Source organism: Kaistia defluvii (genome assembly GCF_026343955.1).
Taxonomy (GTDB): Bacteria; Pseudomonadota; Alphaproteobacteria; order Rhizobiales; family Kaistiaceae; genus Kaistia; species Kaistia defluvii.
In genome coordinates this window covers 406,118-422,783 of record NZ_JAPKNI010000003.1, presented here as the reverse complement: position 1 = coordinate 422,783, position 16,666 = coordinate 406,118, and the positions used below count along the sequence as shown (strand labels likewise).

The window sequence follows — 16,666 nt, the reverse complement described above, 5'->3', positions numbered from 1 at the left end:
ATGGCCGATTTCTTCATCGACCGCCCGATCTTTGCCTGGGTGCTGGCGATCGCCGTCATGCTCGCCGGCCTGCTCGGCATCTACACCCTGCCGATCGCGCAATATCCCGAGATCGCGCCGACCACGGTGCGCATCTCCGCCACCTATCCCGGCGCCAGCGCCGAAACGGTCGAGAACTCGGTGACCAAGATCATCGAGCAGGGCATGACCGGGCTTGAGAATCTCGACTACATGTCGGCGTCCAGCACGTCTTCCGGCCAGTCCTCGGTCCAGCTCACCTTCGCCAGCGGCGTCGATCCCGACATCGCGCAGGTGCAGGTGCAGAACAAGCTGCAGCTGGTGCAGTCGCAATTGCCGGATGCTGTGGTGGCGCAGGGCATCACGGTGACGAAGTCGACCTCGAGCATCCTGATGGTCGGCGGCCTGGTCTCGACCGATGGCAGCCAGTCGTCCGAGGATCTCGGCGACTATTTCTCCAGCCGGTTCGAGGATTCGATCAAGCGCGTCAGTGGCGTCGGCGACGTCAATGTCTTCGGTTCCGGTTATGCGATGCGGATCTGGCTCGATCCGATCAAGCTGGCCAAATACCAGATGATCCCGAGCGACGTCGTGGCGGCGATCGCCTCGCAGAACCGCCAGGTGTCTGCTGGCCAGCTCGGTGCGCTGCCCAGCATCGAGGGGCAGCAGCTCAATGTCACCATCACCGCGCAGAGCCAGCTGCAGACGCCCGAGCAATTCCGCGACATCATCCTGAAAACCGCGACCGATGGCTCGATCGTCCATCTGAGCGATGTCGCGCGGGTCGAGATCGGTTCGGAAAGCTACACCACCAGTTCGCGCTTCAACGGCAAGAACGCCGCCGGCTTCGGTATCAACCTCGCCACCGGCGCCAACGCGATCGATACGGCCGCCGGGGTCGCCGAGGTGATCGCCAAGCTCTCGGCCGGCCTGCCGCCGAACATCGAGGTGGTGACGGCCTATGACACGACGCCCTTCGTCAAGCTTTCGATCGAGAAGGTGGTCGAGACGCTGATCGAGGCCGTGGTGCTCGTCTTCATCGTCATGTTCGTGTTCCTGCAGAGCTTCCGCGCCACCCTGATCCCGACCATCGCCGTGCCGGTGGTGCTGCTCGGCACCTTCGCGGTGCTCTCCTTCGCGGGCTATTCGATCAACACGCTGACCATGTTCGCCATGGTGCTGGCGATCGGCCTGCTGGTCGACGACGCCATCGTCGTGGTGGAGAACGTCGAGCGCGTCATGGCGGAGGACGGCCTGCCGCCGCGCGAGGCTACCAAGAAATCGATGCGCGAGATCACCGGCGCGCTGATCGGCATCGCGCTGGTGCTCTCCGCCGTGTTCGTGCCGATGGCCTTCTTCAGCGGTTCGGTCGGCGTGATCTATCGCCAGTTCGCGGTGACGATCGTCGCGGCCATGGTGCTGTCGGTCTTCGTCGCCCTGGTGCTGACGCCGGCGCTCTGCGCCACCATGCTGAAGCCTTCCAGCGGCCATGGCGAGCGCAAGGGCCTGTTCGGCTGGTTCAACCGGACCTTCGACCGGAATGCAAACCGCTACCAGCGCGGCGTCGGCGGGATCATCCGCCGGCCGATCCGCTTCTTTCTCATCTACCTGCTGATGTGCGCTGGCGTCGCCGTCCTGTTCAACAGGCTGCCGACCTCCTTCCTGCCGGAAGAGGATCAGGGCGTGCTGATGACCTCGATCCAGCTTCCCGTCGGGGCCACCCGGGCCCGGACGCTGGAAGTGGTGAAGCAGGTCGAGGATCATTTCCTGACGCAGGAGAAGGATTCCGTCGACAGTGTGTTCGTCGCCCTCGGCTTCGGCTTCAACGGCAATGGCCAGAACGCGGCCATGGCCTTCATCAAGCTGAAGGATTTCGACCAGCGTACCCGCGCCGACCAATCCGCCTCGGCCATCGCCGGCCGGGCCATGGCGGCCTTTTCGGGGATCCGCGACGCCCAGGTCTTCGCCCTTTCGCCGCCGGCCCTGCCCAATCTCGGCAATTCCAGCGGCTTCGAGATGTATCTGCAGGATTCGGCCGGCGCCGGGCCGGTGAAGCTGGCCGCGGCGCGCGACCAGCTTCTGGCGATGGCGCGCGAAAATCCGCTGGTGAGCGGCGTCCGTCAGGGCGGCCAGGAGGACCAGGCCGAATTCCGGATCAATATCGACCAGGCCAAGGCCCGGGCGCTGGGCATCGATCTCGGCGACATCAACGACACGATCTCGGTCGGCTTCGCCGGCAGCTATGTCAACGACTTCATCGATCGCGGCAAGGTCAAGCCGGTCTATCTGCAGGCCGACGCGCGTTTCCGCATGCAGCCGGACAATCTGAACGACTGGTTCGTGCGCAATGCCAGCGGCGAAATGGTGCCGTTCTCCAGCTTCGTCTCGACGGACTGGACCTATGGCTCGCCGAAGCTCGATCGCTATAACGGCATCTCGGCGGTCAGCATCCAGGGTTCGGCCGGGGCGGGCGTCAGCTCGGGCACGGCCATGGACGAGATGCTGGCCATGGTCGCCAGGCTGCCGGACGGATTCACCGCCTCGTGGACGGGGCTTTCCTACCAGGAGCAGCTTTCGGGCAACCAGGCGCCCGCGCTCTATGCGATCTCGATCCTCGTCGTCTTCCTTTGCCTGGCGGCGCTCTATGAAAGCTGGTCGATCCCGTTCTCGGTCATGCTCTCCGTGCCGATCGGCGTGCTCGGCGCGCTGATCGCCGCCAAGCTGTTCGGCCAGTCGAACGACGTCTATTTCAAGGTCGGTCTGCTGACGACGATCGGCCTCGCGGCGAAGAACGCGATCCTGATCGTCGAATTCGCCAAGGACCAGCAGGCGGCCGGCAAGGGCCTGGTCGAGGCGACGCTCGACGCCGCGCGGATGCGGCTCCGCCCGATCCTGATGACGTCGCTGGCCTTCATCTTCGGCATCCTGCCGCTGGCGATCGCCACCGGCGCCGGCTCGGGCGCGCAGAACGCGGTCGGCACCGGCGTGATGGGCGGCATGATCGCGGCGACCACGATCGGCATCTTCTTCGTGCCGCTGTTCTATGTCGCCGTGCGCCGCCTCGGTTCCTGGCGGATGTCGCGCAAGACACGCGCCCCGGCCGAAAAGCCGGTGTAGGACCGGCGTCGACGAGCCCGCGAAGCCACCAGCGGCGCGCAACCGGACCGGTTTCGCGCCGCTTCCAGGTTCAGGGCTTCACGGGCTCCCAGTCCGGGCCGGGATTGAAGCTCCGGATTTTCGGGCCGACCGCCCCGGTCGAAGCGCCGAGATTGCGCTGGTAGACCTTGCCGCGCTGGTCGCACAGGAATGTCATGATGCCGGTCTCGCCCCAAATCTCCGGATAGGCGACGAGCGCGAAGCCGGCCAGCAAGCGGTTCTTGACGAGATAGTCATAGGCGCCGCCGGGCGCAGCCGGGCCCTGCCGCGTCAGGACATGGTAGCGATAGCCGTGATAGGCGCGCGGCGCGTCGGAATCCTTGGCGGCTCGCACCGAGGCGGCGGCGATCTGGTCGCCGAGCGGGCTGCGATCGGTCGGCGATTCCGGTTCCCAGTAGAGGCCGTCATGCCGGCCGGGCGTGCTGATGAGCCGGCGCGCAAACTGGTGCACGGGCTCATTGTCATGCAGGCCGCGGAAATACTCGTTCTGGGCCGCGACATAGTCCTCGCAGGCGCCGATCGCCACCAGTTCGTTGCGGCCGATCGCCATGTCGGCGATCTTCTGCCGGCCGGCCTCGAGATCGAAGGCCCAGCCGCCGCCGGAGGACTTGAGCGGAATGGGAAACGGCCAGGCATCGGCGCCGAAGGTCAGCACCTTGGTGCCGTCCTCGCCATCCGTGACGGCGTTGCCCTTGCTGGCGAGATCCAGGAAATCGGAGAGCCGCTGCCTGTCGACTGCCTCGTCGCCGGAGGCGATCAATTCCCGCGCGCCGGGACCGAAGATCTTGTCCAGCATGCCTTTTTCCGGCGCCTTCGCCGCGTCGACGAGCGCCGTCGAGGCTGCCTCGGGTGTGGGGAAGACCTGCTGGGCAGCGGCGGGCTGGGCAAGAAGCATGGCGCCGGCGATCCACATGGCAAGCGCGAGGGCTATCTTCAGCATGACCATTCTCCTCAGCGCCTGCCGCGCCCGCCACCACCACCGCGATGCATCTGGCGACCACCGCCGCCGCCGCGATGCATCTGCGGCCGTCCGCCCCCGCCTCGATGGATCTGCTGGGGCCGTCCGCCGCCGCGATTGACCTGCGGGCGCGGTTGGGAGGGCCGGGCCACCGATTTCCGGCTCGATGCGCCGCGGTTCGAGACCGCCTTGGATCCCTTGCCGCCCATCTTCGCACTGCTGAAGGCTGTGTCCTTGGCCGGTTTCTTGGCCGCCGCCTTGCCGCCGGAGCCGGGGCGCTGCGCCTTGTTGGCGCCGGCGGGACGGTCGGGGCGGTTGCCGGCATTGGGACGATTGCCGGCATCCGGGCGGTTGCCGATGTCGGGCCGGTTGCCTGCGTTGGGGCGATCCACGCCCGGCCGGTTGCCGGCGCCGGGGCGATTGCCGGCGCCCGGGCCGTTGGGCCGGTTGGCAAGGCCCGGCTTGGTGCCCTGGCCGGGCCGATAGCGGTCGCCATCCGGCCGCCAGGGCCGGTTGCCGCCGCCGATATCGATATCGATGTCATTGCCGATGTTGATGTTGTTTCCGCCGCCCGGCCGGTAGCCGGGATAGCCCGGCCAGCGCGGCGGGTAGACCCAGCCGCGGCCCCAGTCCCAGGCATTGTCCACGGCGATGCCGACCGCGACGCCGACGCCAAAGCCGATCAGCCCGGCCGCGACCGTGTCGCCGCTTTCGTAATAGACGGTCTGCGGATCATAGGTCGGCACATAGATGACGCCGGGCGTCGACGGCTCGATGGTGACGTAATCGGTGCCGCCCTGGTCCTGCACGACGACCTTCTGCTGCTCGGTGGTCTTGAGCGATCCGGCCTTCTGCGCTTCGCGGCGCAGGTCCTGGATCATCGCGGCGACGTCGTCGGGCTGGTTGACGAAGGCGTCGCCAAGGTCGGTCGTCATGTCGAGATCGTCGTTGAGGCGCTCGATGATGTCGGGGAAGCGCACCAGGGCCTTGACGGTCGGGTCCCAGTTCTGCGCGTCGACGCCGGAGAAATCGTTCTTGGCGACGGCAGCCTTGTTCTTGGCGAGCCAGCGCGCCGCCTGGACGATGTCGACGGGATAGGCGCAGGCCGGCAGCAATTGCGCGAGCAGGGCGTCGGGATAGAGCGCGAAGGGCGCGAGCAGCTTGCGCAGTTCGTCCTGGGTGAAGGCGTCGTCCGGCGCGGCTTGGGCCGGAGCGGGCGGGGCCGCGTCGGCAGGCGCCGCCGTCGGGGACTGCGCCTGTGTCGCCGGGGCGTCCTGCGCCCGTGCCACGATAGAACTGGTGATCAGCGCGGTCGCCGCGAACAAGACAAGGCCGATGGTCGGCCCGCGGGTACCTTGGGATGGAGCTGTCATTCCGCCACCTGACGATCCTGGACAAGCTTCTCGACCTTATATGACGCTAGGAAATGTGCAATTCTTATCTACGCCGTCGAAATCTGTATTGGATCAGTTCTTGCGCGCCGCGCGGCGTGGAATGGCTTTCCTGCACGCGCCGCCGCCGTTCCCGCGTCATGGCCAGGCGCCGCGACGGAGCCATGACGGGCCGCCCGGCGGCTCGTAACAAATTCTTCAGCAACACGCGTGATATCTAGCTAACCATAATGCGTGGGGAGGTTGCGACTGGCCCCGGCGTATCGCGTTCCGGAGAATGCCAGCCTTGTTGCGAATTCTGACTGCCGCTTCCCTGATGCTGCCGCTTGCCGTCCTGTCCGCGAACGCGGCCGAGCGGCGTCCCTATGGCGATGTCGACCTGGTGATCGAGCTGGGCGCCGGCGGCAAGCTGGTGCCAAGCTTCCTGGGCTCGAAGGACCTGCTGTTCACGCCCTATCCGATCGTCTCCATGTCCTATTTCCGGCTGCCCGGCGTGTTCGAGCTTGGCGGCGGCCCGAAGACGGCGCTGAACTTCGGCCCGTCCTTCCGCATCATCGGCGAGCGCGACCCCAATGACGAGCCGGGCCTTGCCGGCACGCGCGGGCTCGACGCGACCTACGAGCTGGGCGTCAAGGCCGGCTACGAGTTCAACTTCGACGCGGTCTATGGCGCGGAGGTGCTGGGCGAGCTTCGCGGCGCGTTCGGCGAGGCCAGCGGCGTGGTTGGCAGCTTCGGCGCCGATGCGATCGTCCGGCCGACCCAGCAGGTCGAGCTGAAGCTGGGTCCGCGCGCCAATTTCGGCTCCAGCGGCTTCACCGGCACCTATTTCAATGTCTCGGAGGCCGAGAGCCTCGCCAGCGGCGGCAACCTCGCGGCCTATGATGCCGGCGGCGGCATCTATTCGGTCGGCCTCAAGGCGTCGGCGCGCTACGAGTTCAAGCCGGACTGGTTCCTGAACGCCGATGCTGGCTACGACCGCTTCGTCGGCGACGCCAGGAACTCGCCGATCGTGGCGACGGCCGGCAGCGAGAACCAGTTCACCGTCGGCCTCGGCATCTCCAAGCGCTTCTCGGTCGATCTTTTTCGCGACTGACCGCGTGCTCTCCCTGCCGAATTCGTCTGCCTCCGCTTGACGTTGGCGCGGCCGGCTGCTCGACTTGACGGGAAGCTGCGGGCCGGTCCGACGCGCCAACGGGACCGGCCGCGGCGCATCGCGAAATCGCGCGGGCGCAGGCTGATTCAGTCGAGGGAGAGAGACGATGACACTTCGGAGGGGCGCCCTTGTCGGGTGCGGGTTCTTTGCGCGCAATCATCTGAACGCCTGGGCCGAGCTCGCCGACCGCGCGACGATCGTGGCGGTCTGCGATGTCGATGGCGAGAAGGCGGCGGCGGCCGCGGCCGATTTCGGCATCCCGGCCTTCTATACCGATTTCGAGACGATGCTGACGACGGAGAAGCCGGATTTCGTCGACATCGTCACGACGGCGCCGTCGCATCGCGCGCTGGTCGAGGCCTGCGCCCGGCATGGCGTCGCGGCGATCGTGCAGAAGCCGCTGGCGCCGGATTGGACCGATTGCTGCGCGCTGGTCTCGGCCATGGACAAGGCTGGCCGTCCGCTGATGGTGCACGAGAATTTCCGCTTCCAGGCCCCGCTGCTGCGCGCCGCCGAGATCGCCCGCTCGGGCGTGCTGGGCGAGCCGACCTGGGGCCGCTTCGCCTTCCGCACCGGCTACGACATCTACAAGGGCCAGCCCTATCTCGCCGAGGTTGAGCGCTTCGTGCTGCTCGATATCGGCGTGCATGTGCTGGACGTGGCGCGCGTGTTCATGGGCGAGGCGACCAGCGTCTATTGCCTCGACCAGGCAATCAAGCAGGGCATCCAGGGCGAGGACCAGGCCACGGTGATGATGCGCCACGCCAATGGCGCGGTCAGCGTGTCCGAATGCAGCTATGCCAGCCGCCAGTCGCCCGACCTGTTCCCGCAGACGCTGATCCACTTCGAAGGCACGAAGGGATCGATCCGGGTCGAGGCGGATTGCCGGCTGGTCGTCACCTCGCCCGAGGGCAACTTCACGGAAATCGCGGCGCCGAAGCCGCTATCGTGGGGTGGCGAGCCCTGGCTGCTGATCCAGGACAGCGTTGTCTCGACCCAGCGCCACTGGCTGGACAGCCTCGACGCCGGCAGCGAGCCCGCAACCTCGGGCCACGACAACCTCAACACTTTCGCCTTGGTCGAAGCGGCCTACAAGTCGATCGAGACGGGCGGGCCGGTCGCGCCCGAAACCTTCGAGTCGGTGCCGGCTTAACACTTTTGGCTCATTCGGGCGTCGCTTGTTCCACGGAACCAGGCGACGTCCGGAATGCCGTTTCTTGGCAGGGCTGCCTGTTCCCGCGATGATATTGTCATCGATTGAAGCGGAGCGTTTCGGCATGGCCACCACCAGGAACAGCACGGCATCCACCCCGCCCAGCGGCTGCGGCACCTGCCGCAATTGCAGCTCGCTGTTCTGGGGCATCGGCGCATCGAGCGGCCTTCGCTGCGTCGGGGACGCCGGCAAGGGCCGGTCAGCCCGCTGAGGCCGCGTGTCCCGTCTCCGCCCTCATCCTCGCGGAAGCGAGGATCCATCCAGCGGGGTTTTCGGGCTTTCATGTCGCCGGGTGGCTATGGCGGCAGCTCGCCGAGCCCCCTCCCCGAAAATGCGAAGGGCATTTTCGACCCTCCCTCAAGGGGAGGGTTCGAGACGGCCATGGTCCGGGAGAGCGGCAGACTTCCCTTGAACCCTCCCCTTGAGGGGGGGTTAAAACCGGCAGCGCCGGTTTTGGGGAGGGCGCTTCGTCTGTCCGGTCGACGACCAGCGGCCCCGGATCAGCTCACCAGCAGGGCGTCGTCATCCAGCGTTTCGCCGCCACGGGCCTTGCGGAACATCTCGATCAGGTCCTCGATCGTCAGATTGCGGCGGTTGTCGCCGACCACGTCGAGGATCACCTTGCCGCCATGCAGCATGACGGTGCGGGTGCCGTAATCGAGCGCCTGGCGCATCGAGTGGGTGACCATCAGCGTCGTCAGCTTGTGCTTCTCGACCAGCGACTGGGTCAGCTCCATGACGAACTCGGCCATGCCGGGATCGAGCGCCGCGGTGTGTTCGTCGAGCAGCAGCACCTCGCTGCCGGCGAGCGTCGCCATCACCAGCGACAGCGCCTGGCGCTGGCCGCCGGACAGGAGGTCCATTCGGTCGTCCATGCGGTTTTCCAGGCCGAGCTTCAGTTCGGCGACGCGGGCGCGGAATTCCTCGCGGCGGTTGCTGCCGATGGCGAGGCCGAAGCCGCGCCGGCTGCCGCGGGCGGCGGCGAGTGCCAGGTTTTCCTGGATTGTCAGCGCGCCGCAACTGCCGGTCAGCGGGTCCTGGAAGACGCGGGCGACATATTTCGCGCGCTGCGCCGTGGCGATGCGGGTGACATCGCGGCCGCCGATGGCGACGCGGCCCGAGGTCGGGATGACGTCGCCGGCCAGCACGCCGAGCATGGTCGACTTGCCGGCGCCGTTCGAGCCGATGACGGTGACGAAGGAGCCGGTCTCGATCGCGAGGTCGAGGCCGGAGAGCGCCTGCTTCTCGAGCGGGGTGCCGCGTCCGAAGATGACGGAAAGGTTGGAAAGCTCGATCATGCCGCGGCCCTCCCGCGGCGCAGTCGCGGCAGGATCAGCGCGCAGGCGACGAGCACGGCGGTGACGAGGTTCAGATCCGACGCCTTGAGGCCGAGAATGTCGCTGGAGAGCGCCAGCTGGATGGCGATGCGGTAGAGCACCGAGCCGATGACGCAGCCGACCAGCGCCCAGAGGATCAGGCGCGAATGGAACAGCGTCTCGCCGATGATCACGGCGGCGAGGCCGACGACGATGGTGCCGACGCCCGAGGTGACGTCGGCGAAGCCGTTGGTCTGGGCGAACAGCGAGCCGCCCAGCGCGACCAGCGCGTTGGAAAGCGCCATGCCGAGATAGATGTGCAGGCTGGTGTTGACGCCCTGGGCGCGCGCCATGCGCGGATTGGCGCCGGTCGCCCGCATGGCGAGGCCGAGATCGCTGGCGAGGAAGCGCCAGACCAGGAAGACGGCGATGATGACGAGCACGCCGATGAAGAGCGGCCGGACATAGAACTCGGACAGGCCATGGCCGAAGAACGGCGTCAGCATCGTGTCCTGGTTGATCAGCGCGACGTTCGGCTTGCCCATGACGCGCAGATTGACCGAGAACAGCGCGATCATCGTCAGGATCGAGGCGAGCAGGTTGAGGATGCGGAACTTGACGTTCAGCGTGGCGGTGACGAGGCCGGCGGCGGCGCCCGCCGCCATGGCGATCGCCGTGGCGAGCCAGGGGTTCCAGCCGGCGATGATCAGCACGGCGGCGACGGCGGCGCCGAGCGGGAACGAGCCGTCGACGGTCAGGTCGGGGAAGTCGAGGATGCGGAAGGCGAGATAGACGCCGATCGCCACGAAGGAGAAGACGAGGCCGAGTTCAACCGCGCCGAGGAAGGCAATTTGGCTCACGAAAGCGGCCTCTCCGATGGAGCCGCCCCGTTCTGCGCGGGGCCGGGCTCGTGTCTGTGTGTCCCGGCGAGCATCCGGCCGGCGCGATCGCCGGCCGTTTCCCCTCAGGTGAAGAAAGGCCCGGCGCTGGGCCGGGCCGTCCTTCGATTACTGGATCACCTTGGTCGCGCGGTCGACGACCGATTTCGGCAGCGTCAGGCCGACCTTCTCGGCCGCGCCAGGGTTGATCACCAGATCTGTGCCGGCGGCGACATTGATGTCGATGTCGCCCGGCTTCTCGCCGTTCAGGATGCGGACGACGATCGCGCCGGTCTGCTTGCCGACGTCATAATAGTTGAAGCCGAGCGCCGCGACGGCGCCGCGCGAGACGGAATCCGTGTCGGCGGTGAAGAGCGGCAGCTTGCTTTCGATGGCGACGGTGACAGCCGATTCCAGCGCCGAGACGATGGTGTTGTCGGTCGGCACGTAGATGGCGTCGACGCGGCCGGCGAGCGCGCGGGCGGCGTTCTGCACTTCCGACGAGCGGGTCGCGGCCGACTCGACGACGGCGATGCCCTGCTCGGCGCCATACTTCTTCAGCAGCTCGACCAGCGTGACCGAATTGGTCTCGCCCGGATTGAACAGCACGCCGATGGTCTTCACCGACGGGAGGATTTCCTTGATCAGCGCCACGTGATCGGCCACCGGCGACAGGTCGGAAAGGCCGGTGACGTTGCCGCCCGGCTTCTGCAGCTGCTTGACGAGCTGGGCGCCGACCGGGTCGGTCACGGCCGAGAAGACGATCGGGATGTCGCGCGTGGCGGAGACGACGGCCTGGGCCGACGGGGTCGAGATCGGGACGATGATGTCGGGGCCGTTGCCGATGAACTGGCGCGCGATCTGCGCGGCGGTGCCGGGATTGCCCTGCGCGGATTCATAGTTGAACGTCAGATTCTCGCCGACCTTGAAGCCGGCTTCGCCGAGCGCGTCCTTGACGCCGTCGCGGACAGCGTCCAGCGCCGGATGCTCGACGATGGCGGTGACATCGACGGTCACGTCGCGCGCCAGGGCAGGCTGGGCGAAAGCGAGGGTCGCGATCGCGGCGGCAGTCAGGAACTTCATCAAGTGGCCCCCCTTGGTGGCTTATTTGTAAATTGTTTGTTCGGTCAAAAGGTGAAACCAGCCCCCGGCGCATAAGTCAACATTGATGCCGATTTCATGAATACCGCCGGACGCGATGCGCCGGCTTAGCGCAGCGTCTTTTGCCCACCTGCCGCCGTGATGACGCCCACAATGATGAGCCCGGTCAGGAGAAGGCGGACGCCGGCGCTGACGCCGAAGGTGTTGAGCATGGTCAGGAGCAGGACCAGGAAGAGCGAGGCGCCCCAGATCCCCGGCACGTTCGCCTTGCCGCCGGCCACCGACGTGCCGCCGATGACCACCACGGCGATCGAACTCAGCAGATATTCGTTGCCGATATCGACGCTGGCGCCGCGGAAATAGCCGGCGAGCAGCGCGCCGTTGATGCCGCCGAGCGCGCCGGAGAGCGTGTAGGTGAAGAAGCGGATGCGTTCGACCGGGATGCCGGCGAGCCAGGCGGCGCGCATGTTCTGGCCGATCGCCAGCACCGAGCGGCCATAGATCATCCGCTGCAGGGCGATGCCGGCGAGGAAGGCGAAGACCACGCCGCCAATGGCGAGGATCGGGATGCCGAAGACCTGGATGTTGGTGAAATCGGCAAAGGCGGGCGGCGGCTTGATCTGCAGGCCGCGGCCATAGGCGATGTCGATCGACAGCACGATGAAGCTGGACGACAGGGTGGCGATGATCGGCGGGATGCGCAGCACGCGGATCAGCAGGTAATTGGCGGCGCCGACCGCCATGCCGCTCGCGAGCGCCGCCACCAGGCCGACGGCGATCATCGCATTGCTGCCGCCCATCACCTTCATGGCGACGGCGCTGGCAAGGCCGATATTGGCCGGCAGCGACAGGTCGACATTGCCGGGGCCGAGCGTGATGACGAACATCTGGCCGATGCCGACGATCACCATGAAGACGGCGAGCGACAGGGCGGCCGTGATCATGCCGCCGGCGCCATAGCCGCCGGTGAAGAGGATGGCGGCGAGCCAGACGATCAGCGCGCCGATGAACGACCAGATCCAGGGGCGCGCGAGAAGGGTCCTGACGGCGGTCATCGGTCGCCCTCCCGGCGGCTGATCAGGGCGCGGGCGGCCAGCACGATGATCAGGATCGCGCCATTGGCGGCTACCTGCCAATCGGGCGGGATGTGCATGAAGGTGAGGAGCGGCGAGGCGGCAAGCGCCAGCGTCAGCGCGCCGATCACGGCGCCGATCGGCGAGACGCGGCCGCCGACGAATTCGCCGCCGCCGAGGATGACGCCGGCGATCGCCAGCAGCGTGTAGCCATTGCCGAGATTGGCGTCGGCCGAGGTGGTGATGCCGACCAGCGCCATGCCGGAGAGCACGCCGAACAGGCCGGTCAGCGCGAACATCGTCACCTTGGTCTTGAGGATCGACCAGCCGGCGCGGTGGATCGCCTGGGCGTTGCCGCCCGTGCCGCGCAGCACCGCGCCATAGGAGGTCCGCATCAGCGCGACATGCACGCCGAGGCCGATGACGAGGGCGGCGATGATCGGAAAGGGCACGAAGGGCGGCTTCAGGCTCATGAAGCCCTGCAGCCAGTCGGGCGCCTTGCCGCCGGGTTTCGGCAGCATCAGGATCGCCAGCCCCTGCCAGACGAAGCTCATGCCGAGCGTCACGACGATGGAAGGCAGGTTGCGCAGATGGATCAGCGCGCCGAGCGCGGCATAGACGCCGATCGAGCCGAGCAGCACGACGACGCCCAGCAGCGGCGCGTCGCGCAGCCAGGTGGCGGTGACGCAGGCGACGAAGCCGACAAAGGTGCCGATCGAGAGATCGAGTTCGTTGACGGTGATGACGAACATCTGCGCGATGGTGGCGAGCGCGATCGGGATCGCCAGGTTCAGCATCAGGCTGAAGCCGAAATAGCTGATGGCGCGCGGGTTGAGATAGGCGATGGCGATCAGGATCAGCGTCATCGACAGCGCGGGCAGCAAAGCCCGCAGCAGGCGGGCGAAGGCCGGCGAGCGCAAGCCGGTGCGGGCCAGTGTCTCGGCGGAAGCGGATGCGGTCACGAGGCGCGCTCCCGAAGGGCCGCGCCGGCGCCTTCCTCGAAGGAGGACTGGATCACCTTTTCCTCGGTCAGTTCGCTATGGGCGAGATCGGCGACGATGCGGCCGTTGCGGAAGACATAAACGTGGTCGCAGTTTTCCAGCTCGTCCATCTCGGTCGTGTACCAGAGGAAGGTCCGGCCCTTGCGGGCTTCGTCGCGGATCAGGTCGTAGACCTCGAGCTTGGTGCCGATGTCGACGCCGCGCATGGGATCGTCCATCAGGATGATGCCGGCATCCGAGCCGAGCGCGCGGGCGAACAGCACCTTCTGCTGGTTGCCGCCTGACAGCGACAGGATGTTGTTGTCGAGATCCGGCGTGCGGATGCTGATCTTTTCCTGCCAGGCGCGGGCCAGCGCCGCCTCGCGCTCCCGCGACAGCAGAAGGCCGCGCTTGAGGCCGGCGAGCGAGCGGATGCCGATGTTCTCGGCAATCGACCAGAGCGGGAAGATGCCGTCGGTCTGGCGGTCGCCGGCGACAAGCGCCACCGGCGCGCCGACCGTGACGCCGGGCCGGGCTGCCGTCGAGGCGCGGACGATGTCGAGCAGCAGCCGCGTCTGGCCATGGCCGGCGAGCCCGGCAAGGCCGATGACCTCGCCCCGGTGCGCGACGAGTTCGGCCCCCGCGACCTGGCCGCGCGGCCGGGCGCGCACCATGACGGCGGTCTCCTCGCGCGTCCGGGCGACGGCCGCCACCTTGTCGCGATGCCTGGTGCCGCCCATGGTCGCGACCAGCCGGTCGCGGTCGAAGGCAGCGGCCGTGTCGGTCGCGACGACCTTGCCGTCGCGCATGACGACGACCCGGTCGCAGGTGGAAAGGATTTCGCCCAGCATGTGCGAGATCAGGATCGAGCTGATGCCCTGGTCGACGGCGCGCCGGACGAAGGCGAGCAACTGGCCGGCCGTATGCGCGTCGAGCGACGAGGTCGGCTCGTCGAGAATGACGAGATGCAGCGGCTCGTCGGTGACGGTGAAGGCGCGCGCCACCTCGACCATCTGGCGCTGGCCAATGGCGAGGTCACCGACGACATCGGACGGGTCGATGCCGTGGCCTGGGAAGATCTCGTCCAGCTTGGCGCGGATCAGGGCGGCCGAGCGCTTGCGCCAGCCGAACCCCTTCAGCGAGGCATGGGTGATGCGGGTGTTCTCGGCCACCGTCAGGTTGGGGCAGAGCGACAATTCCTGGAACACGCAGCGTATGCCGAGTTTCTGCGCCCGCGCGACCGAGTAGGCGGTTTCTTCGTGGCCGCGGATGGCGATGCGGCCGCGGTCGGCCCGGCCGCTGCCGGCCAGGATGTGCATCAGCGTCGACTTGCCGGCGCCATTATGGCCGACCAGTCCGACGCAGGAGCCGGACTCGACCGCGAGATCGACCCCGTCCAAGGCGCGGACGGCGCCGAAATGTCTTTCGACGCCGTCCAGCCTTACGATGACAGACTTACCCTCTGACATTCCAACCTGCATGCGACCCGACTGGGGAGAGGGCGGGATCCCGGCCTACTTGATGTTGGCCTTGATCGCTTCGAGGGCGTCCGCCTGCGAGTATTCATGGGTCGCGACGCCGCCCTCGGGAATGTTGGGCAGGGCGGCCTCGAAGTCCTCCTGGGTGAAGGCGAGGTAGGGCACCAGCAGGTCATGCGGGATGTCCGTGCGGCCATCGAGCACCTGCTGGGCGACCCAGAAGGCGAGCGAGGAGACGCCCGGGGCAATCGAGGCGGACCAGGTCTGATAGCCGTCCTTGGCCTTCTGTTCCTTCCACCAGGCCAGTTCGTCCTGGCGGTTGCCCAGGATGATGGTCGGGCGCGGCTTGCCGGCGGCGGCGAAGGCCTGCGCCGCGCCATAGCCGTCGCCGCCCTGGTCCACCACGCCGACGATCTCGGGCAGCGAGGGCAGCACGGTGGCGACGGCCTTCTGGGCCGTCGTCTGGTCCCAGTTGCCGGTCACCGAATTGACGATCTTGAACTGCGGATTGGCGGCGATGCCTTCGAGGATGCCGGCGTGGATCTCCTCGTCGATCGAGGTGCCGGCGAGGCCGCGGATCTCGAGCAGGTTGCCGCCCTTGGGCTGGAACTTCGCCATCTGGGCGACCTGTTCCTTGCCCATCGCCTTGAAGTCGACGACGACGCGGTAGGCGCAGGGCTCGGTGACGATGCCGTCGAACGAGACGACGACGATGCCGGCGTCGCAGGCCTGCTTGACCGCGCCGTTCAGCGCGTCGGGCGAGCCGGCATTGATGACGATGGCGTCATAGCCCTGCAGGATCAGGTTCTGGATCTGGGCGGCCTGGGTCGGCACTTCCTGATCGGCGGTGGTGAAGACGTCCGACGCGGCGACGATGCCGTCGGCGACCGCCTTCTTGGTGATGATGTCGTAGCTCTTCAGCATCGCCTGGCGCCAGGAATTGCCGGCGTAGTTGTTGGAGAAGGCGATCTTCTTCGACGAAGTGTCGGCATGGGCGGCGCCGGCCATCAGCAACAGGGCAAGCGCAGCCAGTACGGGCGATTTCTTCATGGCGTATTCCTCCCGGAGCCTGTCGCTTCAGCGCGTCTCTTTGCGGCTCGCAACTCAGGCTCTCATAGGCGGAATGGACGGTCAATCGCATTGGCCGCGCCGTCTGCCGGGAGCGAAGAGGTGGGGCGGTCAGCGCATGCTTTCGATCAAGTCCTCGGCATCCGCATCGGCATGCCGGTTGGCGAGCTGGAAGGCGGCCTCGGCGTCGCCATTGCAGATCGCGTTCACCAGCGGCTCGTGCAGTTCGATGATGTCGAGCGGGTTCTGGTAGAACTTGTCGGTCAGCCGCAGGAACATCCGCGTCTGGCCCTCCAGCCGGCTGTAGACGTCCATCAGCCGGCGATGGCCCGAGATCTCGATCACGGTGCGGTGGAAATCGAAATCGAGTTCGGTCAGCCGGGCGCGGTTGCCGCTCTGCGCCGCCGTCCGCATCGCCTGCAGCAGCGCTTCGAGCGCCCTGCGGCCGTTGTCGTCGATCCGCTTGGCGGCGAGCCGCGCGCCCAGCGATTCCAGCGCGTCGCGCAGCACCGAGATCTCGTGAATGTCGGCCTTCTCGACCGTGATGACGAAATTGCCCCGGCGCGGGCGATATTCGACAAGACCCTCTGCCTGCAGGAATTTCAGCGCGGCGCGAATGGTGCCCTGGCTGACATTGAAGCGGGTCGCGAGTTCCAGCTCGATCAGGCGGGCGCCGGGGGCCAGCTCGCCATCGAGAATGGCGGTGCGCAGCGCCGCGCCGATCTCGGCCTCGAGGCTCGCATGCGTGTCGCCGGATACGGTTTTCTTGCTCTGGCGGCCGATCATCGGATCGCTCCTGGACGGGACTGGGAAAGCGGGGCGCAAAGGGAATCTCCGTCGAGGGGCCGTTTCGCCACGAGCCCCGCCACGGGACCCATGTCCC

The 16,666-nt window shown here is 67.2% G+C and carries 14 protein-coding genes; 4 read left to right on the top strand and 10 right to left on the bottom strand.

Annotated elements, in window-relative coordinates:
• Positions 1-3,135: an efflux RND transporter permease subunit gene (locus OSH10_RS10015; protein ID WP_266331529.1), complete on the top strand. Its 3,135-nt coding sequence runs from the start codon at positions 1-3 to the stop codon at positions 3,133-3,135.
• A gap of 70 nt (positions 3,136-3,205) precedes the next feature.
• Here OSH10_RS10015 and OSH10_RS10010 read toward each other — a convergent pair whose 3' ends face one another.
• Together OSH10_RS10010 and OSH10_RS10005 are read right to left on the bottom strand one after the other, a co-directional pair.
• A complete protein-coding gene (locus OSH10_RS10010) occupies positions 3,206-4,114 on the bottom strand; it encodes a DUF2950 domain-containing protein (RefSeq protein ID WP_266331528.1) in 909 nt (302 codons plus the stop codon).
• A gap of 11 nt (positions 4,115-4,125) precedes the next feature.
• Positions 4,126-5,505, bottom strand: coding sequence for a DUF3300 domain-containing protein (locus OSH10_RS10005; protein ID WP_266331527.1), 1,380 nt, complete (start codon positions 5,503-5,505; stop codon positions 4,126-4,128).
• Between the two features lie 307 nt (positions 5,506-5,812).
• Between OSH10_RS10005 and OSH10_RS10000 the strand changes: the two genes are divergently transcribed.
• The 3 genes from OSH10_RS10000 to OSH10_RS09990 all read left to right on the top strand — a co-directional run bounded on the left by OSH10_RS10000 (position 5,813) and on the right by OSH10_RS09990 (position 8,100).
• Positions 5,813-6,616: a MipA/OmpV family protein gene (locus tag OSH10_RS10000; protein WP_266331526.1), complete on the top strand. Its 804-nt coding sequence runs from the start codon at positions 5,813-5,815 to the stop codon at positions 6,614-6,616.
• A gap of 166 nt (positions 6,617-6,782) precedes the next feature.
• Positions 6,783-7,829, top strand: coding sequence for a Gfo/Idh/MocA family protein (locus OSH10_RS09995; protein ID WP_266331525.1), 1,047 nt, complete (start codon positions 6,783-6,785; stop codon positions 7,827-7,829).
• Positions 7,830-7,953: 124 nt separating this feature from the next.
• Positions 7,954-8,100 (top strand): hypothetical protein, encoded by a 147-nt coding sequence (locus tag OSH10_RS09990; protein WP_266331524.1) that lies wholly within the window; start codon positions 7,954-7,956, stop codon positions 8,098-8,100.
• Between the two features lie 289 nt (positions 8,101-8,389).
• Here OSH10_RS09990 and OSH10_RS09985 read toward each other — a convergent pair whose 3' ends face one another.
• The 8 genes from OSH10_RS09985 to OSH10_RS09950 all read right to left on the bottom strand — a co-directional run bounded on the left by OSH10_RS09985 (position 8,390) and on the right by OSH10_RS09950 (position 16,569).
• Positions 8,390-9,187: an ABC transporter ATP-binding protein gene (locus tag OSH10_RS09985; RefSeq protein ID WP_266331523.1), complete on the bottom strand. Its 798-nt coding sequence runs from the start codon at positions 9,185-9,187 to the stop codon at positions 8,390-8,392.
• The gene (locus tag OSH10_RS09980; RefSeq protein ID WP_266331522.1) at positions 9,184-10,065 is read right to left on the bottom strand and encodes an ABC transporter permease; all 882 of its coding nucleotides are present in this window, start codon (positions 10,063-10,065) and stop codon (positions 9,184-9,186) included. The genes OSH10_RS09985 and OSH10_RS09980 overlap by 4 nt, the downstream gene beginning before the upstream one ends.
• A 147-nt stretch (positions 10,066-10,212) precedes the next feature.
• The gene (locus tag OSH10_RS09975; RefSeq protein WP_266331521.1) at positions 10,213-11,166 is read right to left on the bottom strand and encodes an ABC transporter substrate-binding protein; all 954 of its coding nucleotides are present in this window, start codon (positions 11,164-11,166) and stop codon (positions 10,213-10,215) included.
• A gap of 125 nt (positions 11,167-11,291) precedes the next feature.
• Entirely contained in the window at positions 11,292-12,239 is a 948-nt protein-coding gene (locus tag OSH10_RS09970; RefSeq protein ID WP_266331520.1) for an ABC transporter permease, read from the bottom strand.
• On the bottom strand, positions 12,236-13,123 hold the full coding sequence (locus OSH10_RS09965) for an ABC transporter permease (protein WP_266331781.1): 888 nt from the start codon (positions 13,121-13,123) through the stop codon (positions 12,236-12,238). Before OSH10_RS09965 ends, OSH10_RS09970 begins: the two co-directional genes overlap by 4 nt.
• Before the next feature lie 92 nt (positions 13,124-13,215).
• Positions 13,216-14,706, bottom strand: coding sequence for a sugar ABC transporter ATP-binding protein (locus OSH10_RS09960; RefSeq protein ID WP_266331519.1), 1,491 nt, complete (start codon positions 14,704-14,706; stop codon positions 13,216-13,218).
• A gap of 45 nt (positions 14,707-14,751) precedes the next feature.
• Entirely contained in the window at positions 14,752-15,765 is a 1,014-nt protein-coding gene (locus OSH10_RS09955; RefSeq protein ID WP_266331518.1) for an ABC transporter substrate-binding protein, read from the bottom strand.
• 129 nt (positions 15,766-15,894) lie between these two features.
• Entirely contained in the window at positions 15,895-16,569 is a 675-nt protein-coding gene (locus OSH10_RS09950) for a GntR family transcriptional regulator (RefSeq protein ID WP_266331517.1), read from the bottom strand.
• Positions 16,570-16,666 lie beyond the last annotated feature (97 nt).